Origin of the sequence: Clostridium sp. AWRP, from assembly GCF_004006395.2 — a bacterium.
Taxonomy (GTDB): domain Bacteria; phylum Bacillota; class Clostridia; order Clostridiales; family Clostridiaceae; genus Clostridium_B.
On the sequence record NZ_CP029758.2, the window covers coordinates 330,226 to 354,501 of the forward strand.

Sequence of the window (24,276 nt, forward strand, 5' to 3'; positions counted from 1 at the left end):
ATCCAGATCGGATTTCCACCGATAAGTATGTACCCATCTGGACGCACATTTAAAATATTATATTTTAAATTTATTTACTTCATCAAGCATTTCTTTAGTCATATTACTAAGTGTTTGTGATGATGCTGCTATTTCTTCTGATGATACTGAAATCTCTTTTGAAGTTGCTGAAACTTCAAGTGAAACTGAGGATACATTTTCTACCCTATTTAAAATAGTATTTTTATCTTTATTTATGTCTTCAGAAGAATTCATAACTGTTTCAATTTTAGGAATTACGTCATTTACTGCTTCTATAATGTTTTTAAATGATATTATCGAACTATCTATAGTTTTAACTTGATTTACTAATTCACTATCCATATTCACAGAGTCTTGAACTATAGTATCAGTATTTTTAGATATCTTACTAATTAATTTACTAATATTTTTTGATGATAATTGAGATTGTTCAGCAAGTTGTCTTATTTCATCTGCAACAACTGCAAATCATTTACCCGATTCTCCTGCCCTAGCTGCTTCAATAGCAGCATTTAATGCTAGTAAATTTGTTTGCTCTGCAATGTCATTTATTATGTTGATAATTTTATTTATTTCATTTATATTATTTCCAAGTCCAACAATTTTACCATTAAAAATCTTAAATGAATTACTAACATTTGATACAGATTGATTTAGTTTATTCATTTCTGTACCACTTTCTTTTGCCATTAAACTAATTCCCCTAGACTTCGAATCTACAACCTGTATTTCATTAACCATTTTAGATAACTTATCACTAAAGCTATTAAGAATATCTGTTATATTTATTAAGTCTTCAGATTGGGAACTTGTTCCTTTTGCAATTTCGTTTATAGCTTCTGAAACATTTTGTGATGAACTAGATATTTCTTCTGCAGTGGAAGATAAGTTTTCTGACTGCATATTAATATTTAAAGAATTTTCTTTTATTCGGTTAATCATTCCTTTTAATGATTCCTGCATCACTTTCATGGAATTTGTCATGGCTCCGACTTCATCTTTCATTTGCAAATATTTAGGTGAAACTTCCTAGCATAAATCTCCTTCTGCTAATGAATTCAAATGTTTCGAAGCAGATTTTATTCCTTTAGAGATGCTATTAGCAATAATATAAACTATGGCAGCTCCAAGCAACATAAATAGTATGGAAAATCCTATAATGGGAATTCTTAGAGTATTTAATTCTGACAATATTTCGCCTTTTGACACGCAAACTCCAACAGACCATTCAGTTCCTTTGACTGGAGCATATCCTACATATTTATCTTCTCCATTATAAACATACTGATCCATTCCTGATTCTCCTGTTCCCATTTTCTTATGAATATTTGCTAAAGCTTGCAGTTTAGCATCTTTTTTTGCATCTTCAATGGGATTATCCATCTTTATGACTTTATTTTTATCAGGATTAGCAATGAGTGCTCCATCTTTTATTATCATAAATGCATAACCTGTTTTTCCAAACTTAGCCTCATTAGTTATGTCGCTTAAACGATTACCATCCCTTGTTTCAAGTAATACTCCTACAATTTCATTATTGTTTTTAATAGGAACTGCATACATAACTACTACATCGCTTTTATTTTTGCTTATCAATGGATCTGATACATTACTTTTACCAGACAAGGCTTTTTGAATATATAATCTTTCTTTAAGATTTGCAGTTGTTCCATCTGTGTTCTGCAAATTCCCGTTTGTATCTACTATGCTCATTCTCATACCGCCTATTCTTTTTACCTTTCCTATAAGAATAGACTTTTTATCATGTTTGTGCTTGGTTCCTTACAACAGTATTAACTGACAGGTTCTAAGGGTTAGGTTTTATCCTTCTCAACTATATTAGTTCCCCTGCAAATTTTACCTAAGTATATAGATATCCAAGTTGATAAATAAATATAGTATTGGAGTAAATAATATGGAAATGCATTTAGTAGAAGTTGAAACTCTACATGGATATACAATAAATGAATTAAATGAAATAATTAACTCATCAACGAGCAAGTATACCAGAGCGCTTTTAAGCACTGTAATAATGAGATATAACGGAATTCATACCAATGATATAATGAACACCCTTTGCAGAACACGTGCAGCTATAACTGCCTATATACACAAGTGGAACGAATATGGAATAGATTCAATTATAGATAATCGCGGCGGTTCTAAAAGCAGTTTTACTGATGAAATGCTTAAGGATTTAAAGAACGTAGTTCTAAGCAAGTCACCTGAAGCTTTTGGTTATACGCGGTCCAGCTGGACAACAGCTTTATTATCCCAATATATTGAAGATAAATATGGTAACTCCTATTCACAAAAGTGGATAAGACAACTACTAATAAGTCTTGGCTTTTCCTTTAAAAGAGGTCAATATAAACTAACCAAAGGAGATGCTGAGCTGCAAGCTATCTTTAAAAAAAATAGCTGATTTACTGCCTATCATTGAGAACACAGATGACTCCGTCCTATATGTTGAAGATGAAACAAGAATAAGACTAGAGTCTGTTAACCGCAGGAGTTGGAGTCCTATAGGGCAATCCCCTATAATTGAAAGTAATAACATACGAGCAGGTTTCAATATCATTGGTGCTACAGAGATATCTAAGAATTATAATACTCTAATCAATATATATCCAGCACAACACTCAATTACTTCTATAGAAATGCTTGAGTTTTTAAAATAACTTGTTGGGCAAAGCAAAGGTAAAAGGATATTTTTAATATGGGACAATTACAGAATTCACAAAGCAAAGAATATCGAAGAATTTGCAGAACTTCATAAAGAAAAACTATTTTTGATTAATCTTCCAACATATTCCCCTATGCTAAATTCACAAGAAAATGTGTGAAAATGGCTTAAGGATATATGCTTTCAGTGCAAAATTCGAGAGTCTATTAGTAAATTCAAAAAGTTTATCGAAAAACTTTTTCTCGATTGTAATTCAGATAAAGAGCACTCTGTTATGAAGTCCCTTGTTAATGCCAAAAGTTACTATAAATAATTTAGCTTTCAACTTGGATATCTATAGCATCAATTTATCTTTAAAGCAATATCTTCTAAAATTAGAGTTTCCCCAAAATTAAAATTCACGTCAAAGCTGTCCCATTAATTTCAATACTTGAGGCATAATTAGTTGTTGAGATGCTTTAATTTTAAAAACAGGTTGGAGAAAACTTTTAATTCCAGTAAGTGTTTTTTCCAATATTGTATAAATACCGCCAGCTAATGCATAATAATCAAAGTCGGGTATACCATAAATACGATTAGAAATATTTTCGATACATTTAATTAATGCACTCTGTGCTTTCCTTTCTGACATCATTGCAATAAATCCTATAATTAAAGTTAGAAATAAATTCATAGTTCTTATGGAATTTAAGCTTCGTACTCTTATATTTTCAAAATCAAACTGCAAAATGTTTATAAAACGTTTTGTTATCATAACCTCTATCAAGTGCTTTAATGCCCTTATTGTCAAAACTTTCCCTAATAAAATTTAGTCCTTTTAAAGCTTCTTCATTCTCGCTTATAAAATTCTTCTCAATATTAGAATACATTTTTGAGTACACAGATACCGGTATACTGTACTTACTTGTAAGTGCAGCAATCTCAAGACAATTTATAAATATGTGGACAATTTTCAAGTTTATTTTTAACTTATCCACAAGTAGTATTTAGTCATTTCTGAAAAAATGGGGAAACTCTATCTTCTAAAATAGGAGGTGTCTACATGCTGGAAGGTTTACTAATATTATAATTTGAAAAAGTTCCCCAGTTTTCTATTTTATTAAACTTGGGAATAGTTGACATAAAGTAAACTATTATTGGAGAATTATCTAATTCAGGATGAGCACCAAAAAATTCTTTATCCCCATATTTAATAGCTTCTAAGGCAAGAGGTAATTCACGTCTAAATATATAATTTCGCATAGTTATAACCTTTTGGCTAAATGCCCCACCTACATATAGATGTATATAAAAAGAGTAGCTCTTACTTTTTTTAATCCATTTACCAAGGACTTCATCTCTCGTATGATTAATTTTATCATAGGCATAGCTTATCCCAATAGTCAAAAAAAGCTCTGCAGTTATATCAGAATGGGTAAGGGTGTAGTGTCTGGGTACAATAGGATCCGTAGTAGTAACTCCTTTTCTAAATTCTACTGAAAGTTTTTTAGGATTTAATATACTCATATAATTCCTTCTTAATATAATGATTCTTATAAAATAGTATATGATAGTTATAAATGTTATGTTAGTAATTTGGATTTTATTAGGTTTTGTTATAATATATAGTATATAAGGAAATGGAAGGAGAGATAATGTATGGCTTTTTTTAAAAATATGCCAGTAAGGGTAAAATTAATTTTATGTTTTCTTATTACATCTATATTAATTTTTATTGTTGGAATTATAGGTATAAATTCATTGAGAATTGCGGATACAAATTCTCAGGAAATGTACAGTAATAGACTTCAGAGTGTGTACATGCTTACAGATATGAAACAAAATTTGACACAGGCTGAGTCTGATATATTACAGTTGGTGTATGTAAATGATAATTCTAAAAAGGATGATCTAGAAAAAGATATTCAACAAAATAAAGCTGAAAGTGATAAATATATCTCTAGTTACGAAAAGTTATCCATGAATGATGAAGAAAAGCAAATATGGCCTACATTTAAAAGTCAACTTAATCAATATAGAACGTTAAGAGAAAACGTTGTAAAATCTGTAGATACGGCAAATAATGATAAGATAGTAAGACAGTATGAAGAATTAATAGGTTATAAAACAGAAATGTTTAGTAACCTTGAAAAACTTATAAGTATAAATAATGGTATTGCTAAGGCATCTAATGTAGATGACCATTTAGTATATATAAATTCAAATAGAGCTATGATAATATTAATGATAATAGGATTACTAATTGCAATAGGCCTTGGATTATTTGTATCAAGAGATATAAGCAAATCACTAATGGAAACATTAGATTTTGCAGAAAATTTATCAAAATTTGATTTAACCCATGAGTATCAAGTTACTAGAAAAGATGAATTTGGTAAAACCAGTGAAGCACTTATAAAAGCCCAGAAGAATATCAAAGAACTTATAAAGGTAATAATAGGTAATTCACAGGATATGAGTGCATCTAGTGAAGAACTTTCTTCTACATCAGAAGAATTGTCATCAAAAGTTCAAGAAATAGACAATGCAGTAACAAATATAACATCTCAAATTGAAGATGCAAGTGCATCATCAGAACAAATATCTGCATCTATACAAGAAGTAGATTCAAGTATCAATGAGTTATCTGGCAAAGCAATAGAGGGAAGCGATAATGCAAACAATGCAAAAGAAAAGTCAACAAAAGGTAAAGAAGACGGAAAAGAGATTATGGAACAGGTACAAAATTTGTATGAGAAAAAGAGAAACAATATGCTGCAGGCAATTGAAGATGGAAAGGTTGTTAAGAATATAAGTGTTATGGCAGATACTATTTCAGGTATTGCAGAGCAGACAAATTTGCTTGCATTAAATGCATCTATAGAGGCAGCTAGGGCAGGAGAACAGGGAAAAGGCTTTGAGGTAGTTGCACAGGAGGTAGGAAAACTTGCAGAGGAATCTCAAAATGCTGTAGCAAGTATACAGGACACTATTTTAAAAGTTCAGGATGCGTCTAAAAAGTTATCTGAAAATGGTAGTGATTTGTTAAAGTTTATAAATGAAGAGATATACGGAAAAATTGAACAGCTTAGAGGTATAATAGATTACTATAGTGAGGATTCAGATTTTGTAAGTAAGATGTCAGAAGAAATAGCATCTATGTCGGAAGAGCTTACTGCTACAGTTGCCCAAGTAAGCGATGCAATTCAAAATGTGGCATCAACTTCACAGAAATCGAGTGAAAATGCGCAAAATATAAAAATTGGTGTTAGTGAAACAACCAAGGCAATAAATCAGGTAGCTTTGACTGCACAGAGTCAGGCTGAATTTTCACAAAAACTCAGCGAAATGGTACAAAAATTTAAGATTTAGAAGAAGTTCATATCTAAAGTTTTTTTACGATAAATATGATATAATAGTGTTGTTTAGAAATTTTGCCATAAAGGTTCATCAATATTAATGTAAATTAGGAGATAAGTGAGTTGAAAAGAAATAAGATATTTATTAGTGGTTATGCAAAACTTCCAGGTGGAATAACTGCAACTGAAGTTTATACTGAGATTGCAATGACAGCTGTTTTAGATAGGGTTACGGGAGAAATATATGAAATAGAATGTACACTTGTAACTAATACAGCAAGAGGATATATAAAAAAATTGTTGGCTGGTAGAAACATAAATGATATAGATGATATGGTAAAAGACATTGATGATAATTATTTTGGAATTGCTAAAAAAGCTATAATAGCATCGTTGACAAACTGTTATGAAAGATATATACTTGTTACCGAAAGCGGTAATGAAGACAAATAAATATGGATTTAATGAAATTGCCCTTTTGTTATGGTGTAAAGTTATCCCTTTGCATAAAAGTGACAGGAACACGGCATTAATATATGTTAAAGTATATTAATGCCGTTTTTTGATGTTATTTTTTAATCAAAAGTATATAAGTTGAATAAAAGGAGGCATAAGTAAAATTTAAAAAGGTTTCAATTAACATATTCAAATAATGTTTTAGGAAAGGATGTTTCTAATTGTGGGTTACGTATATATTATTTTAGCTGCTGTAATTTTTAGTACGATGGAGATAGTAGGCAAGTTAGCAGTGGGTTTAAACCCACTGCAATTAAATTTTCTTAGGTTTTTAATAGGAGGATTAATTTTATTACCGCCAACTATTAAAGCTGTAAAAAATAGAAAAATGAAATTTAGAAAAGATGATTTATATTATTTTCTAGGTACAGGATTTTTATGTGTTGTACTTAGTATGTCTCTGTTTCAATTGGCAATTACATTTACAAAGGCATCTACGGTTGCCATAATTTTTAGTACAAACCCTGTATTTACGGTAATGTTTGCATATTTATTCTTAAAAGAAGATTTAAATAGAGGTACTATTATATCAATTATACTTAGTCTAGTTGGTATAGTGTGCATACTAAATCCTTTTGGTACAGTTAGTGATGTAAAAGGAATAGTATTATCTATTTTAGCAGCAGTTACTTTTTCACTTTATGGTATAGTTGGAAAGTTGAGATCTGAAAAGTATGGAAGTATTACTTTAAACTGTGTTAGTTTTTTAGTTGGAGATATTATTATGCTTGTGATTATATTATTATCAAATCTTCCAGTAGTTAGCAGCATGATAAACCCTAAGGGTGGTTTAAGTTTTATGTCTCATATACCAATTATTTATGGAATAAGTGCTGTTAATATAATTCCAGTAATATTTTTAGGAATTGTAGTAACAGGATTGGGATATATGTTTTATTTTATGGCTATGGATGAGACTTCAGCAACCACAGCATCTATAGCTTTTTTTATTAAACCAGCACTTGCACCTATTTTTGCATTAATTGCTTTAAGTGAAAAAATACCTATGAATACTGTCATAGGTATATGCTTCATACTAATTGGATCCTATTTTTCCTTTACAGCTAAGGGTAGAGCTAAAGTTGGACAAGTAGAAGGTTAAATAAAAATTGCATAGTGTTAATTTGACTTTACAGTATAAAAATTTTGTTGAATAAGGCATGTATTTGTGTTAATATTATTGATAATGTAATGGAAACTATGATATATATGCCGTAATTTGGGTATCAGACATATATGGAGTTAATGATACAACCGACCTTACATCTATAATCTATAGGTGTGAGGTTTTATTTTTACAATTTAATAATTTCCATCTTAATAAATAATAGTTTTAATTAAACAATATAATAGTAATTTAAATTATTTATTAAGATGAAGTTTAGTAATATATTTAAGCTTTATGCTATTTAGGACAAGCCATTCAATATTTTACAAGGGGGAAATAATATATGAGATGGTTTAATGATTTGAAAATTAAGCAAAAACAGGTTATAGGTTTTTTTACAGTAATTTTATTTGTTGTAATAGTAGGAATAATAGGCACATTAAATATGTATATAATAAATAAAGGTTCTAGTAGTATGTATAGTGTTAACTTGCAAAATGTTAAAAATCTTGATAAGGTTGATGCTGATATAATGCATCATCGTCTAGAATTAGTGAATCTTGTAGAAAGCAGGGATAAGAATAAAGTTGAAGATACTGTGAAGACCATAACCACTTATCAAAATGAAGATAATAGTCTGCTTAATAAATATAAAAATTCTAATTTGACTTTACAGGAAAAGAATTTACTATCTAAATTGGAAAATCAGATAGCTGACTGGAGGAGCATATGTGATAAGATTGTAGAGCTTATGCGTCAGGGAAAATATGATGAAGCAGCAAATTTAAATAAAGAAGCTATTACGTATAGAAGGAAATTGACCGCTACTATTGAGCAGTTAAGTGAAAGTGCAGTAAAGGAAGCTAGTAATAAGAATACTGAAAATACAGCTACGTATAATAAGTCATTGTATATGATAATGATAATTGTTCTAATTGGAATAGTTACAGCTTTCTTTTTAGGAAATAAGATTGCTTCATCAATTTCAAGAGAAGCAAATAATATTTTGAAATTTACAGATGCTATAAGTCAGGGGGATTTAAGTAAATCCCTTCAGATATTAAGTAAAGATGAGATGGGAACTATAGCTGGAGAATTGGGTAAGGCCAATAAAAATATTAGAAATTTGATAACTGAGATAACTCAAAGTACTGAAAATATAAGTGCTTCTAGTGAGGAGTTATCTGCTACTACGGAGGAAATATCTTCTATGATGACATCCGTAAATGAGTCTACCTCACAAATAGCAGGTGGATCTGAAGATTTAAGTAGGATTACAGAAGAAATAAGTGCCTCTTGTGAAAAAATTGAACAAAATACGCATAAGCTTACCAAAAAGGCAAGTGAAGCTACAAAATCTTCAACAGAAATAAAAAAACGTGCTGTGAACATAAAGGAAAAAGCAGCTAAGAATATAGAAGAAGGTACTGATATATATAATAAAAGAAGAGATGATATTATAAAGGCTATTGAAAATGGCAAAGTGGTTTCAGAAGTTAAAATTATGGCAGCTTCTATTGGGGATATAGCAGAGCAGACAAATCTTCTAGCGTTAAATGCAGCTATTGAAGCTGCAAGTGCAGGTGAGCATGGCAAGGGATTTGCAGTAGTTGCAGATGAAGTTAGAAAACTGGCAGAAGAATCCTCAGAAGCAGTTGAAAATATAAATAGAATGGTACTTGCGGTGGAAGATGCTTTTAATAATTTGTCTGACAGCGGCAAAGAAATTTTGAATTATATGTCAAATAGTGTTAAACCAAATTATCAAATTCTAATGGACACAGGACTGCAGTATGAAAAGGATGCAGAATTTATGAATCAGATGTCAGAGGAAATTGCTGTAGCTTCAAAACAGATGAGTGAGATAGTATCTGAGGTAAATGCTAGTATTCAAAGTGCAGCAGCTACTGCTCAGGAGTCTGCTGCTGGATCTGAGGAAATTTCCAGCAGCGTAAATGAGGTTACTAAGGCTGTTTCAGATATATCTGCTTCTTCTCAAAGTCAGGCAGAGCTCGCAGAAAAACTTACAGATATAGTAAGTAAATTTGAAATATAAAATAATAACAAAATTTAGTTGAAAGGTGGAACCGCATGAAGGTATCTATTTCTAATATTGCTTGGGATTATAATGATGATATTTATATGTATGAAATTATTAAGAAATATGGACTTCAGGGAATTGAGGTTGCACCTGGAAGACTAATAAAGTCTAATCCATATGATAAGATAAATTTGGCTTGGAATAAAATGAACCAAGTATATGATAAATTTGGTTTTGAAGTTTCAAGTATGCAGTCACTTCTCTTTGGATTTAAAATTAATATGTTTGAAACAAAGGATGCCTTAAATGATGCGGTAAATTTGCTCACAAAGGCAATAGATTTTGCAGCGGCTTTAAGATGTAAAAATATTGTATTTGGTTCACCTAAAAATAGAGTTATAAAATCAGAAGATGATTATAATGAAGCCTTGAAGGTATTTAAAAAACTTGGAGATTATGCTTTTTCAAAAAATACTATTTTTAGTATTGAGCCAAACCCTAAAATATATGATACAAACTTTATTAATACCACAGAAGAAGCTATAAAATTTATAAAGAAAGTTAATAGTAGTGGATTTAAGTTAAATTTAGACTTAGGTACTATTTTAGCAAATGATGAAGATATGGGGTTAGTTTCAAATAATGTAAAGTTAATTAATCATGTGCATATTAGTGAACCCTTTCTTAAGCCAATTTTGCCAAGAAAAGAGCATAGAGAACTTTATAATATTTTGAAATGCAGTGGTTATGAAAAATATGTTTCCATTGAAATGAAAAATTGTAATAATATAAATACAGTTAATAAGACTATATCATACATACTTTCTGTATTTAAATAAATTTCATTAGCAAAAGGAGAAAAATTTATGAAGAAAATTAGTATTGTTGCTCCTATGTATAATGAGGCAGAAACGGCAAGAGCATATATAGCTAAAATGGTTCAAGTTATGGAATCACTTAAAGATTTTCAGTATGAAATAATTGCAGTAGATGATGGTTCTAGAGACAATACATTAGATATATTAAAAGAAGAAAGAATGACATATAAAAAAATTGGAATTGTGAAGTTTTCCAGAAATTATGGATTAGAAGGAGCAGTTAATGCTGGGTTAAATGCTGCATCTGGAGATGCTGTAATAATTATGGACTCGGATTTACAAGATCCTCCAGAGCTTGTAATACAATTGGTAAAGATGTGGCAGCATGGTTATGAGGTTGTAAATGCAAGAAGGAAAGAGAGACCCTATGATTCCTTTTTTAAAAGATTTACGGCATCTGTTTATTATAAATTTGTAAAAAAAATGTCTGGAAACATAGATTTTGAGGAAAATGTAGCAAATTATAGATTGCTGTCGCGAAAAGTTGTAGAAACAATAAAATCGCTTCCTGAAGTAAATACTGTTTTTAGAGTCATTGTTCCAAATATTGGATACAAAACTGCTACAATTGAATATTTAAGGGATAGACGGTATGCTGGAGTAACCAAATATTCTTATGCAAAGCTTGTAAAATATGCTGTGGATGGTATCACATCTGCGGGAATAAAACCACTAAGATATATTATTTTAATAGGAATTATAGAATTATTTATTTGTTTAATAGGAATAATTGCTTTTGGTGCAATGCTTTTTTTAAAAATTTCAAATTGGTGGGTTGTATTGCTTTGTACAATAGTTATTTTCTTTAGTGCACTTCAGTTCATTGCAATTGGAATAATTGGTGAATATATTGGACAAATTTTTATTGAAGTAAAGCATAGACCTTCATATATAATTGATGAATTTATGAATCCACTTGATTAATAATTTGAAAGGATTGTGAAAATCTTGAAATATTATAGAATAGGTAAGTCTGGATTAAAAACTACAGCATTGACTTATGGTACTGCACTTACAATTGGTACTGAGCATAATGATATTGAATATGCTCAAATGATGATAGACAAAGCATGGGATATTGGAATCAGATCTTTTGATACTTCTAACAATTATGGAAATGGTAATGCGGAAATTCTTCTTGGAAAAGCTCTGAAGAAATATCCACGACATTTGTATATAGTATCGACAAAAGGAAGCTGGCCTATGGGGAATTCGCCTTATGAAAGAGGACTTTCAAGAAAACATGTTATGGAAGCATTTGATTCATCCATGAAGAGGTTAAATCTAGGTTATATAGATGTTTACTATGCACATAGATATGATGAGGAAGTTCCCATGGAAGAAGTAGTGAGAACTTTTAATGACTTGATTCGAAGCGGAAGAATTCGATATTGGGCAACTTCAGAGTGGCCTAAAGAAGCACTTGAAAAATGTGTGAACGTATGCAAGGAGTTATTTCTTGAAGCACCTATTGTAGAACAACCTATTTATTCTTTTGCTATAAGGAAAATTGAATATAATGGTGTTAAGGAATTTTGTAATAAAAATGGCATTGGAATAATGTGCTTTTCCCCATTAGCCCAGGGGCTTCTTACAGGTAAGTATAGATATGGAAAAGTTCCCAAAGACTCTAGGGTTGCAAAGTCATCACTGATTAAATATAATAAGACATTAAATATATACAATCAGAATAAGAATAGAATAGATTCGTTTATTGATATAGCTAATAAATATGAAGTTGATCCGGCATTACTTGCTTTAAGATGGGTAATTGATAGAGGAGTGTTGCCCGTTATTGGCGCATCAAAACCAGAACAGTTAGAATGGAATGCAAGATCACTTGACATAGAAATAAGTGAGAATTTACTGAAGGAACTAAATGCTATTGAATAGTCAGTTATTTTATTTATTGATTTGAATGGAGATGGCATGAATGGAAGGTAAAGTGGATAAAATTATAATTGGTGCAGGCATATACGGATTATATGCAGCGTATTTCAGTGCTAAAAAAGGACAGAAAATTATTGTTCTTGAATATGATAATGAAGCGTTATCTAGGGGATCATATGTAAATCAAGCAAGAGTTCATAATGGATATCATTATCCCAGAAGTTATTCCACTGCAATAAAATCTTCAAAGTATTTTAATAAGTTTAACGATGAATTTAAATTTGCTATTAATGATAAATTTCAAAAAATTTATGGCATATCTGAAAAGTATTCATGGACATCTGCCCGTCAATTCCAAAAGTTTTGTGATAATACAAGAATAAAGTGTGAAGAAATTAATCCGTATAAATATTTCAAAAAAGGTAGTGTAAGTGGTGCATTTATAACCCAAGAATATACATTTGATGCCAAAAAAATTAGAGATTATTATGTTGATAAATTGCATGAATATCAAAAAGTAAATATTATTTATAACTCAAAGATAAAAACTATTCAAAAACAAAATAGTAATTATAAGATAACACTGGAAAATGGAAGTAGTTTTGTTTCCAATTATATATTGAATGCAACTTATGCCAGCGTTAACCAGATAATAAAAAAGATGGAACTGGAAACTTTTAAGATAAAATATGAAATGTGTGAAGTAATTATGTGCAAAACATCGGATCAAATAAGGAACATTGGTATAACTGTAATGGATGGACCTTTTTTTTCTATAATGCCTTTTGGATTTTCTGGATTACATTCACTAACATCTGTTACCTTTACACCTCATAGAACATCTTATGATGAATTACCTACTTTTGAGTGTCAGAAAAATGTAGATTGTTCCCCTGATCAGTTAGAAAATTGTAATAAATGTCTTTATAAGCCTCCTACATCATGGAAATATATGAAAACTCTTTTAAAAAAATATTTAAAATCTGAAATTGATATTACATATGATACTTCATTATTTGCAATTAAGCCTATATTGATGGCATCCGAAATAGATGATTCCAGGCCAACGGTTATAAAATGGTTTTCTAAAGATCCTATTTTTATATCTGTACTTTCTGGTAAATTTAATACTATATATGATTTGGATGAGGTGTTATAGATGATTAAAGAAAAAAATTTTATTTCAATGGTTGCCTATATGCATAATGAAGAAAATGACATTATAAAATTTCTTATGACTATTGATGGAATTATGAAAGATAAGTTTGATACTTATGAATTTGTGCTGGTAAATGATGCTTGTAAAGATAATACCATAAAAAAAATATTAGAAATTGAAGACAAGATACATGGTAGTATTGAAATAATTAACATGGCATGGAAGCATGGAATGGAGTTGTCAATGCTGGCAGGTGTAGATTTGGCTATTGGTGATTATATATATGAATTTGATTCTTTAATTATAGATTATGATGTTGAAATTGTATGGAATATGTATAAAAAATGTATTGAAGGTTTTGATGTGGTATCAGCTTCACCAAAAGGTAAGAGCAGTTACAGTTCCAGACTATTTTATAAATATTTAAATAGAGTATCATATAGAAAAATGCAATTGACTACTGAAACTTTTAGATTGATATCAAGAAGATGCTTAAATAGAGTTCTTAACAGCAAAGAGAGATTTAGATATCGAAAAGCTTTATATAACTATTCAGGATTTGATACTGCAATGATATATTATAGGAGCATTGATAAGGTTACTCGAAAGAACCATATGAATGTAGGAGAGAGAGTTGGCTTTGCTATTGACATTTTAATAAATTTTTCAAATATAGGTACGAGAATAATTGGAATGATTTCTCTTATATTTTTTATTATTTCGCTGCTGGCAGGAATATATACTTTAAAAAGTTATCTTACTGTAAAGTCTATACAACCTGGATGGACAACAATAATGCTTTTCTTGTCAATAAGTTTTACAGGCATGTTTTTTATACTTGCATTGTTGTCAAAATATATGACCATATTGCTGCGAGAAGTAAAGGACAGACCTCAATATGTGTATAAGTCTATTGATAAAATGTCAAAAAATCAATAAATTTAATCATTTGGAAGAAAATACGCTGGTATATTGACTAGTTATTTCTTTGAAAATGACTTATATAACTTTAAGGAGTTATTTTGAAATATGAAAAAGAGATACAATAAAATTAAGACCAAGCAATCTCCAAAAACAGAATTATTAATAGTATTTTCGGTAGTATTCGTAGCAGAAATTATAGGTGGTATTTACTTTAGTTATTTCAAAGGAATATTATTGAATGATGCTTTTAGTAGAACTGCTAATGCGTTCTATGTTCTCTATATAAAACCTATAAGACTTGCATCTATTGGACTCGTTTGGAATCCACTTCCAAGTATAATGCAACTGCCATTTATGGAAATTGCTAAGGTTTGGAGACCAATGGCTTCATCGGGTATTTCTGCAGTCATAATAACATCATTTTTTGCAGCTATGAGTGCTGTATTATTGTTAAAAGCTTTTACAAGATTTTATATACCTAAAAAATATTCAATACTTATAATTTTCTTATATGTGTCAAATCCTTTTATATTTTTTTATGGAATGAATGGAATGAGTGAAAGTATTTTCTTTTTTATAGCTATGTATGCAGTAACGTATATGACTTTCTGGATGAGTGAAGGTAAACCTGAGTATATCATAAAAATTGCATTTGCACTAACAGCTGCATTTTATTGTAGATATGAAGCCATACCGTTTGCTGCTGCAATTGGTCTTGCAGTTTTAATAAATATATTTTTTAATAAAAAAGAAAAACAATTTATTCCCGCAGATAATAGAAAAGAAATGTACTATTATGCAGAAGGGACTGCTATAGTATTGTATGCACCTTTTTTGTATGGAATTTTATTATGGATATTTTTGAACTGGACTATTACAGGTAATCCTCTTTATTTTCTGAACTCTGTTTATTCAAATACTGCACAGAGTCAATATGCAATTACAACTAGTACATCTAGCACAGTGTTTGGGTATGTCAGTCAGAAATCTCTACCATTTTTGCCACTATTCTTTGGTATTGTGCTTATACGCATAGTAACAAAAAAATTGCTTCAAAGTGATTTTTTCATGCTCTTTATATTGGTTTTAACTATGTTAATATTTCATTATGTTATGCTGCTTGGTGGTAATTCATATGGATGGTTGAGATTTTTTTCATATTCTTATCCTATATGTATGGCGTGGCTTCCTTATGAGTTGTACAAAACAAAAAGTAGGTATAAACATATTGCAGCTATTGTAATATCTTTAGCAATGATTATTTCATCTGTTTTAACGGGATTTACGTTATCTAATCCTGTTCTTTCGCCGGAAGAACATGAAGTTGTGGTTGATAAGCAGACTGTGGAAATCGCGGATTATATAAATGATCAGCTTCCAGATAATAAAATATTGATGGATTCTTTTGTAACTTCTGGAATTATACTTAATGTTAAAAATGTAAATAATTTGGTAGTTTGCAGCAGCTTGAATTTTAATGAATGTGTTGACAATCCTGCAAAACATGGAATTGAATACATAGTGGTTCCTGATCCAAATGGTGTAGGAACTCTGGATGCAATTAATAGAAAATATCCCTATTTATATTCGAATGGTGCCGATTGGTGTGTACTGGAGGAAGAATTTGAGGAATATAAAATATTTAAAGTTAAAGACTAAATTATATGAAAGGGGTGAATCTAATGTTAGAAAATATTGATAGAATTGGTACCAGACTTCTAAGAATGGCGTATATAACTGAAGATCAGCTAAATTTTGCAATTAAGTATCAGGAGAAATATGGTGGATTAATTGGAGATATATTGGTTAAAAATGGATTCATAACCCCTGAGGAATTTCAACAATTTATAGATACAAGTAAGTTTTCAAGAATTGGTGAAAGACTGCTTGGTGCAAAACTAATTACAGCAGAGCAGTTGAAAAAAACGATTAAGTATCAAGAGGAATATGGGGGAAGGATTGGAGATATTCTCATACATTTTAACTACATTACACAAAAGAAATTATATGATTTTTTAGCTGTAAGTGAAAATCAAAAACAACCTATTGGTCAAATGCTTCTTCAAAGAGGAGAAATAACTAAAGAACAACTTGATAAAGCTGTAAACCTTCAACAGAAAAGTGGAGGCAAATTAGGTGATGTACTGTTATTTTTAAAATATATAACTCCAGAAAAACTTTACCGTAATCTGGCTACTCAAAATCATATAGGAAGAATAGGAAAGCACATAAACTTAGAGAGTTCTAAAAAACTTCCATATGGAGTAGCGCTTAAATATAATGCCATAATTATTAATAAAAGAGAAGACTCCTATTTAGTTGCAGTAAAGGAAATATTGAATTCTGAAGAAATTAGAGAAATAGAGTCTTATTTAGATAAACCTATTGAGCAAGTTTTAGCAACTATGATTGAAATAGATAATTTTTGGGATGAAGTGTACAGCGGAAAACAGACGGAAAAGAGTGTATTTGAACTTTATGACGAGCAGCCGGAAAACTCTGCTATAGTAACCTTTTCCAGAAATCAACAGATAGTTATGATAATCATATTTTTAACGCTTCTGGTAATGATAATTTGGGATTATAAGGCTGCACTATTTGGAATTAATCTTTTTTTTCAGGCCATTTATGCAGTTATGTCAACTTTAAAACTTTTGATTGTATTAAAGGGTTCGGATAGAAATGCACAACTGCGTTTTACGAAAGAGGAACTAAGTGAAATTGATGAAAAAGATTTGCCAATATATACTATACTTGTACCAGTTTATAAGGAAAAAGAAGTTATTAAATTATTAATACAAAATATACAAAATATGGATTATCCGCAGTATAAATTGGATGTATGCATTCTTTTGGAAAAAGATGATGTGGAAACTATAGAAGTAGTTAAGAATATGGACCTTCCAAACAATTACAGGGCTATGATTGTTCCTACATGTAAACCAAAAACTAAACCTAAAGCATGTAATTATGGCTTAATTAGGGCTAAGGGTGAATATGTTGTTATTTATGATGCTGAAGATAGACCTGAACCGGACCAACTAAAAAAAGTATATTTATCATATAAAAAACTTCCTGAGGAATTTGTGTGTATACAAGCTAAGCTTAATTATTTTAATAGTAACCAAAACATACTAACAAAGTGGTTTACTCAAGAATACAGTATGTGGTTTGAACTACTTTTGGTGGGAATTATGCAAATAAAAACTCCTATTCCACTAGGAGGAACTTCAAATCACTTCAAAATAGATTTTTTAAGGGAAGTAGGTGCATGGGATCCTTTTAATGTAACTGAAGACGCAGATCTTGGTGTTAGGCTTTTTAAGAAAGGTTACAAAACTGCAGTAGTAGATTCACGCACATGGGAGGAAGCAAATTCTCATTTGGGTAATTGGATTAGGCAGAGATCTAGGTGGATAAAGGGTTATATGCAAACATGGCTTGTACATATGAGACATCCAATTCAGTTGTATAAATCTTTGGGGCTTCAGGGATTTATTGGATATCATGCTATGGTACTAGGAACACCTTTATTACCTATTATCAATCCTTTCTTTTGGGCACTGCTTGTATGGTGGTATATTACTAAAGCATTTTGGATAAGAGCTTTATTTCCGGGGGCATTTTATTATTTAGCTGCATTTCAGCTCTTTTTCGGGAATTTTATGTTCACATATATTAATGCAATAGGTATGTACTGGGTAATTAGAGATTGTTCATTACAAGAAAGACAGCCATTTTCATATGGATTAATTAAGTATGCACTATTGACACCTATTTACTGGATTTTGATGAGTGTTGCTTCCTATAAAGCTTTATTCCAATTGGTTAAAAACCCGTTTTATTGGGAAAAAACCAATCATGGTTTAACATCTGTTAAAAATGACACAATTAGAAACAAGAGTATTACTAATAAAATGTAAAACAATATTATACGGGAGAAAATAAAATGGAGAGAAAAAGTTTTTTTATACAAAAAATTTTATGTGTGGTCATTTCAAGTCTATGTATTATATTGTCTTTTATGATTTTTAATGAAAATGTGTTAGCGGAATCAACTGACAATAATTCTTATGATATACAAATATTTAATGATAATCAAAATTTTAATATGCCTAAAAATACAGCATCCTATTATATTGATATCCCAAAGGGAACAGCATTAAATGATGATTGCTATGTATATATTCATTACGCATTTTCAAATACATTAATTAGCCACCTTTCAAATATGGCGTTGAATGTAAATGGTACTTATATTTCTACTCAATGGATATATGATATACAAAAAGATTCACCTAACTGGTGGAAAGTTGATATACCTATAAGTATGTTAAAGGTAGGAGCAGTTAATGAAATTAGAATTGAAAGCAATCATAGATCAATAGAGGGGGATTGTGCGGATATTGATAATCTTAGTAACTGGGTTACTATATATAATGATTCAAAATTACATTTGTCAGTTAATACATTTGATAAGCCTTTGCTTGGAGACTTTTATTCACTATATTTTGAAAATCTTCAAAACAAGCAAAAATTAGCTGCTGATTTTGTACTTCCTAAGACAAAGAATTATAACCTGGTTGCAGCACTTCTAAAAATATCATCTTCTATTGGAAAAATGAATTCGGATAGGGTTGTTATAAACTATAATGTTTTAAATAAGGGTGAACCTTATAAATCCAATCAAAATAAAATATTGATAGGACCTGTTAGTGAATGGAAAGCTTTTAGTAACCTGATTTTACCTTCAGAAAATTTGTATAAAAATCAAGGGTTTTTATCAATTGAGGATCAAAAAAAAGATATGCCATATTATCAAACTCTTATAAGTGGTGAGGATGACCTTGGAGTAAATAAGTCAGTGGATTTTATATCTAATAATACCCTTTTGACTCAAATAAAAGATAAGTCACTAGTTGTAAATTCACAAGCAGCTGATAAATATAATAGCTTTACACAAAATAAAAAGGGAATCTATAAATTTTCTGATTGGGGATATTCTGATATTAATTTACCAGGAGCATTTCATCAGAAAAGTAGTTTCTCTTTTATACAACCAAATGGAATTCAAGGAGGAAAAGGTTCCTACATAAATTTGAAATTTGCTCATTCAAAATTGTTATTATCGGATAGATCTCTTTTGACAATATATATAAATGGCAAGATTATTGACAGTGTGAAATTATCTAATTCTAATGCAGATAGCGGTAATTTAAAAGTAAGCATTCCTGACAGTGCACTAAAACATACGGTTATAAAAGTTGATGTTGAGTGCTATAATTATATAGGCAAAATTGACTGTTCAAAAGATTATTATGATAGTGCATGGACACTCATAAATGCAAACTCTGAAATATGTCTAATTCCTAGTAAGGTAGGAATACAGCCTTCATTGGATAACTTCCCTTTTTTTGATACCTATAGTGAAAATAAACAGCCGCAGGTTGTAATGGGATTGCCTGAAAATTATGATAACAATTATTTGGAAATAGCCGCCACTATTGCTACCCGTGCAGGACAAAATTCTAAAGAATCATTTAACTGGAGTATACTGCAGGGCAATGATAATTTGACAGAAAAACAAAAACAGGATGATATGATTTTTATAGGTTCTTTTAATAATATTAAATTGCCCCAAAAAGTTAAAAAATCTTTACCGGTACTGCCTTTAGAAAATAATAAGTTTAAAATTAAAAAAGGACTTCAAGTACTGCCAGAGACATTAAAAAATAAGATACTGGTACAAGTAATAAGGTCTCCATGGAATTTTTATAAACGCATATATATAGTATCCTATGACACTTCTGACAATGCAAAAATGTTAAAAGCGTTTTTGAATAATACAAACATCTTATGGCAGATGAAAAACCAGGTTTCGGTTATAGACAGTACAAAAGAAATTCATAATATGTCAGTGGATGATTATGAAAATGATAAAGTGCCAATTACAGTTGGAAGTGTACTGCAGATAATTGAAGATAGATCAGGTTTGCCATGGTGGGTATTTTTAATAGCATTAATTGCAATAATAGTAGGTGTTATTACTGTAGTTAGGTTAAGAAAAAAAGAGAATCAATTTCAAGATACGGCTAATAAAATTAGGAAGGAACAGGGATTCGGAGAAGACGAAACTGAACAAAAAGTTGAAGAACAAAAAATATCCAGGGTAGGGCGAAGAAAAATGAAGAAAAAACATAGAAAAATTTTCAAAAGAAGAAAATAAACCTAGAAAATAGATTCATGAAGGTAAAATATTCATGAATCTATTTTTTAATTGATCTTAAATGCACCTTTATAAGTAATATGTAGTATATTTTTTTATCTTATATACAATACTGAAATATATAAGAATAAATTCTTATATATATATTAATGAAACAAATCATGCAATTGTTAATAAAAACATACTATTCATAATAAATTATTAAAATTATAATATTACTATTGATAATTTATCTAAAAATTAGTATTATATATATAAGTTTTATAAAATTTATAATTATTTTTCAAAAGGAGGTATTTTTATGTACGGAGTAAATGGAGCAGATACAGTTTTCGTACTTATAAGCGCAGCACTAGTAATGATAATGACTCCAGCACTGGCCTTATTTTATGCAGGAATGGTTAGAGGAAAAAACACTTTAAACAGCACTCTTCATAGTTTTTCAGCTTTAGCAGTTATATCTATTCAATGGATACTTATAGGATACACATTGTGTTTTGGTACAGACATTGGAGGAATCATAGGTGGTTTTAATTTTGCAGGTTTAAAAGGAGTTGGATTTGCGCCAAATGCAGATTATGCAGCTACTATTCCACAGCAAGTATTTATGTTGTTTCAGCTTATGTTTGCAATAATAACTCCAGCACTTATATCAGGATCTATTGCAGAAAGAATGAAATTTATGCCTTGGGTAGCATTTGTTTTGCTTTGGACAACTTTAGTTTATGATCCTATTGCTCATTGGGTATGGGGAACAGGTGGATGGCTTAAAAATCTCGGAGCTTTGGATTTTGCAGGTGGTAATGTAGTTCATATTAGTTCAGGTATTTCCGGACTTGTAGCAGCACTTATGCTTGGTAAAAGGAAAAATGTAGGAAAACCTAGTAACCTTCCGATGACATGTTTAGGAGCTGCCATACTTTGGTTTGGTTGGTATGGATTTAATGCTGGAAGTGCACTTGCTATAAATGATGTAGCAGTAAATGCTTTTATAACTACAAATACTTCCGCAGCAGCTTCGGCAATAAGTTGGAGCGTTTGTGAACTTCTTTACAGAAAGAAAGTTACTTCTCTTGGAGTTGCCAGTGGAATAGTTGCAGGTCTTGTAGCTATAACTCCAGCTGCAGGTTTTGTAAGTCCTTTAGCTTCAATACTTATTGGATTAATAGGAGGAGCTATTTGTTACACTACTGTTACTTTTGCAAAATCTAAGTTTGGATATGATGATGCACTTGATGCTTTTGGATGTCATGGTGTAGGAGGAATCTGGGGAGGAATTGCTACAGGAATATTTGCATGGAAAGCAATAAATTCTGCCGGTGCGAGTGGACTTATACATGGAAATCCTAAGTTGGTTTTAATTCAACTTACAGCTGTTTTGGCAAGTGTTGTATATTCTGCAATAGTTACATTTATAATAATTAAAGTAATTAAAGCTGTAAGTGGTATAAGAGTAACTGATAAAGATGAACAAATTGGACTTGATGTTGCAGAACACGGTGAAGAAGCTTATGGAGGAATGAATATTTAACAATTGACTATTTTATTGTAAGAAGGGAAACCCTAGTTTAAAATAAGAATTGAATTGGAGAGCTAATTTTAATAAAACATCATAAGCTGTATTATGAAAGTAAATATATGTTTAAAGGAGGTAAAATAATGGAAGGCAAACTTACTAAGGTTGATATTATTACTTCTGGTGGAAGATTTGAAGAGCTTAAAAAAGCATTAGGAGATATAGGTATTTCGGGTATGACTGTTACAAATGTTTTAGGGTGCGGAATGCAAAAGGGCCATAAAGAATATTATCGTGGGTTAACTATGGATATTAATTTACTACCTAAAGTTAAAGTAGAAATAATAGTTTGTGAAGTACCTGTAGAGAAAGTTGTTGAAACTGCTAAAAAAGTTCTCCACACTGGAGAAATGGGTGATGGAAAAATATTTGTATACAATGTAGAAAATGTTATACGAATAAGTACTGGTGACGAAGGCAAAGCTGCTCTTCAATATAACAAAGATAGTGAAAAATAATAACTTAACTTTGACTTAATGTAAAAAAATTACGACATAACTTTTTCAAGATGACAATTGACAGAGGACAGAGGACAATGAAGGTGAGTTTTCCTCCTTACGTCAGAAAATTAATTTATTTTTAAGCGATGTTTTGCTAATGCAAAACATCGCTTAAGCAGGTTCTAAAATCTGTGAGTTTCAAATAATTGATTGCTCAGAAAGTACTTCTTAGAAACAAAATTTGATATAATAACTATAGAACTTGTAAAGGAAAGCTAGATTTATACATATAACTTTAGGAGGATAATATGGACTATACTTTAATTGCCACATCAACTTTTGGACTTGAGTCCGTAGTGGCTAAAGAGCTTAAAAACTTAGGATATGATGACTTAAAATTGGAAAATGGTAAAGTTACTTTTCCTGGAGATGAGATGGATATAGTTACCTGTAACTTGTGGCTTAGAACTGCAGACAGGGTACTTGTAAAAATGTCAGAATTTAAAGCTGAAAGTTTCGAGGAACTTTTTCAAGGAACACTTGCTGTAGATTGGGGAAGCATAATGCCCGAAAATGCGTTTATGCATGTAACTGGAAAATCTATAAAATCCAAACTACATAGCGTGCCGGATTGCCAGTCAATAGTTAAAAAAGCTGTTATTGAATCTATGAAAAAAAAGTATAACAGAGAGAAATTTAGTGAAGATGGAGTAGAATATAAAATAGAAGTAGCGATATTAAAGGATATAGTAACTTTAACTGTGGACACATCCGGTGAAGGACTTCACAAAAGGGGATATAGGAAAAACTCAGGTGGAGCACCTATGAAGGAAACTTTGGCAGCCGCTTTAGTTTTATTGAGTAAATGGGAACCTTCTAGAGTACTTGTAGATCCTATGTGTGGTTCTGGAACTATTGCTATTGAAGCTGCTATGATAGGAAAAAATATAGCACCAGGTTTAAATAGGAGCTTTGTGTCCGAAAAATGGGATATAATTCCTCATGATTTATGGGAGGATTTGAGAAAGCATGCTAGAAATTCTATAAATAATAAAGAGTTTAAAATTTTAGCTTCAGATATAGATGGATGGGTAATTAAAACCGCAAAAGATAATGCAAAAAAAGCAGGAGTGTCAGAGCAAATTGAATTTCAAAAAATCCCTGTGCAAAATTTTAGTTCAAAAAAGAAATATGGTTTTATAATAAGTAATCCACCCTATGGCCAAAGACTTGGAGATGTGAAGGAAGTGGAGAAACTTTATGAGGATATGGGAAGCGTATTTTCAAAGCTTCAAAATTGGTCTTATTTTATAATAACAGCCCATGATGGATTTGAAAAACATTTTGGAAAAAAATCAGATAAGAATAGAAAACTATATAATGGTAAATTAAAATGCTATTATTATCAGTATTTTGGAGAAGAGCCAAAACATAATTAACTACCTAACGTATATAAAATGACTTATATATTTT

21 protein-coding genes, 1 pseudogene and 1 riboswitch are annotated in these 24,276 nt (G+C 30.4%); of the genes and pseudogenes, 17 read left to right on the forward strand and 5 right to left on the reverse strand.

The features are described from left to right. Window positions 1–57 precede the first annotated feature (57 nt). Window positions 58–1,026, reverse strand: a pseudogene (locus DMR38_RS22175) (methyl-accepting chemotaxis protein). A 24-nt stretch (window positions 1,027–1,050) separates the two neighbouring features. Then, complete coding sequence (locus DMR38_RS22180; RefSeq protein ID WP_243124410.1) at window positions 1,051–1,734, reverse strand: cache domain-containing protein; 684 nt, start codon at window positions 1,732–1,734, stop codon at window positions 1,051–1,053. Window positions 1,735–1,782: 48 nt separating this feature from the next. Further along, window positions 1,783–1,881: riboswitch (TPP riboswitch) on the reverse strand. Window positions 1,882–1,936: 55 nt separating this feature from the next. On the opposite strand from DMR38_RS22180, the gene DMR38_RS22185 reads away from it, so the two are divergent. Both DMR38_RS22185 and DMR38_RS22190 read left to right on the forward strand, forming a co-directional pair. Next, entirely contained in the window at window positions 1,937–2,446 is a 510-nt protein-coding gene (locus DMR38_RS22185; protein ID WP_127719683.1) for a winged helix-turn-helix domain-containing protein, read from the forward strand. A 328-nt stretch (window positions 2,447–2,774) separates the two neighbouring features. Beyond that, a complete protein-coding gene (locus DMR38_RS22190) occupies window positions 2,775–2,867 on the forward strand; it encodes a hypothetical protein (protein ID WP_243124562.1) in 93 nt (30 codons plus the stop codon). Window positions 2,868–3,110: 243 nt separating this feature from the next. Here DMR38_RS22190 and DMR38_RS01580 read toward each other — a convergent pair whose 3' ends face one another. The 3 genes from DMR38_RS01580 to DMR38_RS01585 all read right to left on the reverse strand — a co-directional run bounded on the left by DMR38_RS01580 (window position 3,111) and on the right by DMR38_RS01585 (window position 4,213). After that, window positions 3,111–3,434, reverse strand: coding sequence for a hypothetical protein (locus DMR38_RS01580; protein WP_127719685.1), 324 nt, complete (start codon window positions 3,432–3,434; stop codon window positions 3,111–3,113). Beyond that, window positions 3,424–3,684 (reverse strand): hypothetical protein, encoded by a 261-nt coding sequence (locus tag DMR38_RS21660; protein WP_127719686.1) that lies wholly within the window; start codon window positions 3,682–3,684, stop codon window positions 3,424–3,426. Before DMR38_RS21660 ends, DMR38_RS01580 begins: the two co-directional genes overlap by 11 nt. 61 nt (window positions 3,685–3,745) lie before the next feature. Continuing rightward, window positions 3,746–4,213, reverse strand: a complete 468-nt coding sequence (locus DMR38_RS01585; protein ID WP_127719687.1) for a staygreen family protein — start codon at window positions 4,211–4,213, stop codon at window positions 3,746–3,748. A gap of 132 nt (window positions 4,214–4,345) precedes the next feature. Between DMR38_RS01585 and DMR38_RS01590 the strand changes: the two genes are divergently transcribed. The 15 genes from DMR38_RS01590 (at window position 4,346) to DMR38_RS01660 (ending at window position 24,242) form a co-directional block, all read left to right on the forward strand. Continuing rightward, the gene (locus DMR38_RS01590; protein ID WP_127719688.1) at window positions 4,346–6,058 is read left to right on the forward strand and encodes a methyl-accepting chemotaxis protein; all 1,713 of its coding nucleotides are present in this window, start codon (window positions 4,346–4,348) and stop codon (window positions 6,056–6,058) included. Between the two features lie 110 nt (window positions 6,059–6,168). Continuing rightward, a complete protein-coding gene (locus DMR38_RS01595) occupies window positions 6,169–6,498 on the forward strand; it encodes a DUF3870 domain-containing protein (RefSeq protein WP_175412893.1) in 330 nt (109 codons plus the stop codon). 226 nt (window positions 6,499–6,724) lie between these two features. Then, window positions 6,725–7,663, forward strand: a complete 939-nt coding sequence (locus tag DMR38_RS01600) for a DMT family transporter (protein ID WP_127719690.1) — start codon at window positions 6,725–6,727, stop codon at window positions 7,661–7,663. A gap of 349 nt (window positions 7,664–8,012) precedes the next feature. Continuing rightward, window positions 8,013–9,725, forward strand: a complete 1,713-nt coding sequence (locus DMR38_RS01605; protein WP_127719691.1) for a methyl-accepting chemotaxis protein — start codon at window positions 8,013–8,015, stop codon at window positions 9,723–9,725. A gap of 35 nt (window positions 9,726–9,760) precedes the next feature. Next, window positions 9,761–10,549, forward strand: a complete 789-nt coding sequence (locus DMR38_RS01610) for a sugar phosphate isomerase/epimerase family protein (RefSeq protein ID WP_127719692.1) — start codon at window positions 9,761–9,763, stop codon at window positions 10,547–10,549. A 27-nt stretch (window positions 10,550–10,576) separates the two neighbouring features. Beyond that, window positions 10,577–11,512, forward strand: coding sequence for a glycosyltransferase family 2 protein (locus DMR38_RS01615; RefSeq protein ID WP_127719693.1), 936 nt, complete (start codon window positions 10,577–10,579; stop codon window positions 11,510–11,512). Between the two features lie 15 nt (window positions 11,513–11,527). Continuing rightward, a complete protein-coding gene (locus DMR38_RS01620) occupies window positions 11,528–12,481 on the forward strand; it encodes an aldo/keto reductase (protein ID WP_175412894.1) in 954 nt (317 codons plus the stop codon). A 40-nt stretch (window positions 12,482–12,521) separates the two neighbouring features. Then, window positions 12,522–13,637 (forward strand): FAD-dependent oxidoreductase, encoded by a 1,116-nt coding sequence (locus DMR38_RS01625; RefSeq protein ID WP_127719695.1) that lies wholly within the window; start codon window positions 12,522–12,524, stop codon window positions 13,635–13,637. Beyond that, window positions 13,638–14,576: a glycosyltransferase gene (locus DMR38_RS01630; RefSeq protein WP_127719696.1), complete on the forward strand. Its 939-nt coding sequence runs from the start codon at window positions 13,638–13,640 to the stop codon at window positions 14,574–14,576. It abuts the gene before it with no gap. A 90-nt stretch (window positions 14,577–14,666) separates the two neighbouring features. Continuing rightward, complete coding sequence (locus DMR38_RS01635; protein ID WP_127719697.1) at window positions 14,667–16,220, forward strand: hypothetical protein; 1,554 nt, start codon at window positions 14,667–14,669, stop codon at window positions 16,218–16,220. A 23-nt stretch (window positions 16,221–16,243) separates the two neighbouring features. Then, window positions 16,244–18,484: a glycosyltransferase family 2 protein gene (locus DMR38_RS01640; RefSeq protein ID WP_127719698.1), complete on the forward strand. Its 2,241-nt coding sequence runs from the start codon at window positions 16,244–16,246 to the stop codon at window positions 18,482–18,484. A 26-nt stretch (window positions 18,485–18,510) separates the two neighbouring features. Then, the gene (locus tag DMR38_RS01645; RefSeq protein WP_127719699.1) at window positions 18,511–20,787 is read left to right on the forward strand and encodes a cellulose biosynthesis cyclic di-GMP-binding regulatory protein BcsB; all 2,277 of its coding nucleotides are present in this window, start codon (window positions 18,511–18,513) and stop codon (window positions 20,785–20,787) included. A gap of 301 nt (window positions 20,788–21,088) precedes the next feature. After that, entirely contained in the window at window positions 21,089–22,318 is a 1,230-nt protein-coding gene (locus DMR38_RS01650; RefSeq protein ID WP_127719700.1) for an ammonium transporter, read from the forward strand. A gap of 128 nt (window positions 22,319–22,446) precedes the next feature. Then, the gene (locus tag DMR38_RS01655) at window positions 22,447–22,821 is read left to right on the forward strand and encodes a P-II family nitrogen regulator (RefSeq protein ID WP_127719701.1); all 375 of its coding nucleotides are present in this window, start codon (window positions 22,447–22,449) and stop codon (window positions 22,819–22,821) included. Between the two features lie 290 nt (window positions 22,822–23,111). Then, window positions 23,112–24,242, forward strand: coding sequence for a class I SAM-dependent RNA methyltransferase (locus DMR38_RS01660; protein WP_127719702.1), 1,131 nt, complete (start codon window positions 23,112–23,114; stop codon window positions 24,240–24,242). Window positions 24,243–24,276 lie beyond the last annotated feature (34 nt).

Coding starts and splice junctions, on each gene's coding strand:
- DMR38_RS01585 (WP_127719687.1), bottom strand. CDS start 4,213: ATGAGTATATTAAATCCTAAAAAACTTTCAGTAGAATTTAGAAAAGGA.
- DMR38_RS01605 (WP_127719691.1), top strand. CDS start 8,013: ATGAGATGGTTTAATGATTTGAAAATTAAGCAAAAACAGGTTATAGGT.
- DMR38_RS01610 (WP_127719692.1), top strand. CDS start 9,761: ATGAAGGTATCTATTTCTAATATTGCTTGGGATTATAATGATGATATT.
- DMR38_RS01640 (WP_127719698.1), top strand. CDS start 16,244: ATGTTAGAAAATATTGATAGAATTGGTACCAGACTTCTAAGAATGGCG.
- DMR38_RS01660 (WP_127719702.1), top strand. CDS start 23,112: ATGGACTATACTTTAATTGCCACATCAACTTTTGGACTTGAGTCCGTA.
- DMR38_RS22180 (WP_243124410.1), bottom strand. CDS start 1,734: ATGAGCATAGTAGATACAAACGGGAATTTGCAGAACACAGATGGAACA.
- DMR38_RS01615 (WP_127719693.1), top strand. CDS start 10,577: ATGAAGAAAATTAGTATTGTTGCTCCTATGTATAATGAGGCAGAAACG.
- DMR38_RS22185 (WP_127719683.1), top strand. CDS start 1,937: ATGGAAATGCATTTAGTAGAAGTTGAAACTCTACATGGATATACAATA.
- DMR38_RS01625 (WP_127719695.1), top strand. CDS start 12,522: ATGGAAGGTAAAGTGGATAAAATTATAATTGGTGCAGGCATATACGGA.
- DMR38_RS01650 (WP_127719700.1), top strand. CDS start 21,089: ATGTACGGAGTAAATGGAGCAGATACAGTTTTCGTACTTATAAGCGCA.
- DMR38_RS01645 (WP_127719699.1), top strand. CDS start 18,511: ATGGAGAGAAAAAGTTTTTTTATACAAAAAATTTTATGTGTGGTCATT.
- DMR38_RS01655 (WP_127719701.1), top strand. CDS start 22,447: ATGGAAGGCAAACTTACTAAGGTTGATATTATTACTTCTGGTGGAAGA.
- DMR38_RS01590 (WP_127719688.1), top strand. CDS start 4,346: ATGGCTTTTTTTAAAAATATGCCAGTAAGGGTAAAATTAATTTTATGT.
- DMR38_RS01635 (WP_127719697.1), top strand. CDS start 14,667: ATGAAAAAGAGATACAATAAAATTAAGACCAAGCAATCTCCAAAAACA.
- DMR38_RS01630 (WP_127719696.1), top strand. CDS start 13,638: ATGATTAAAGAAAAAAATTTTATTTCAATGGTTGCCTATATGCATAAT.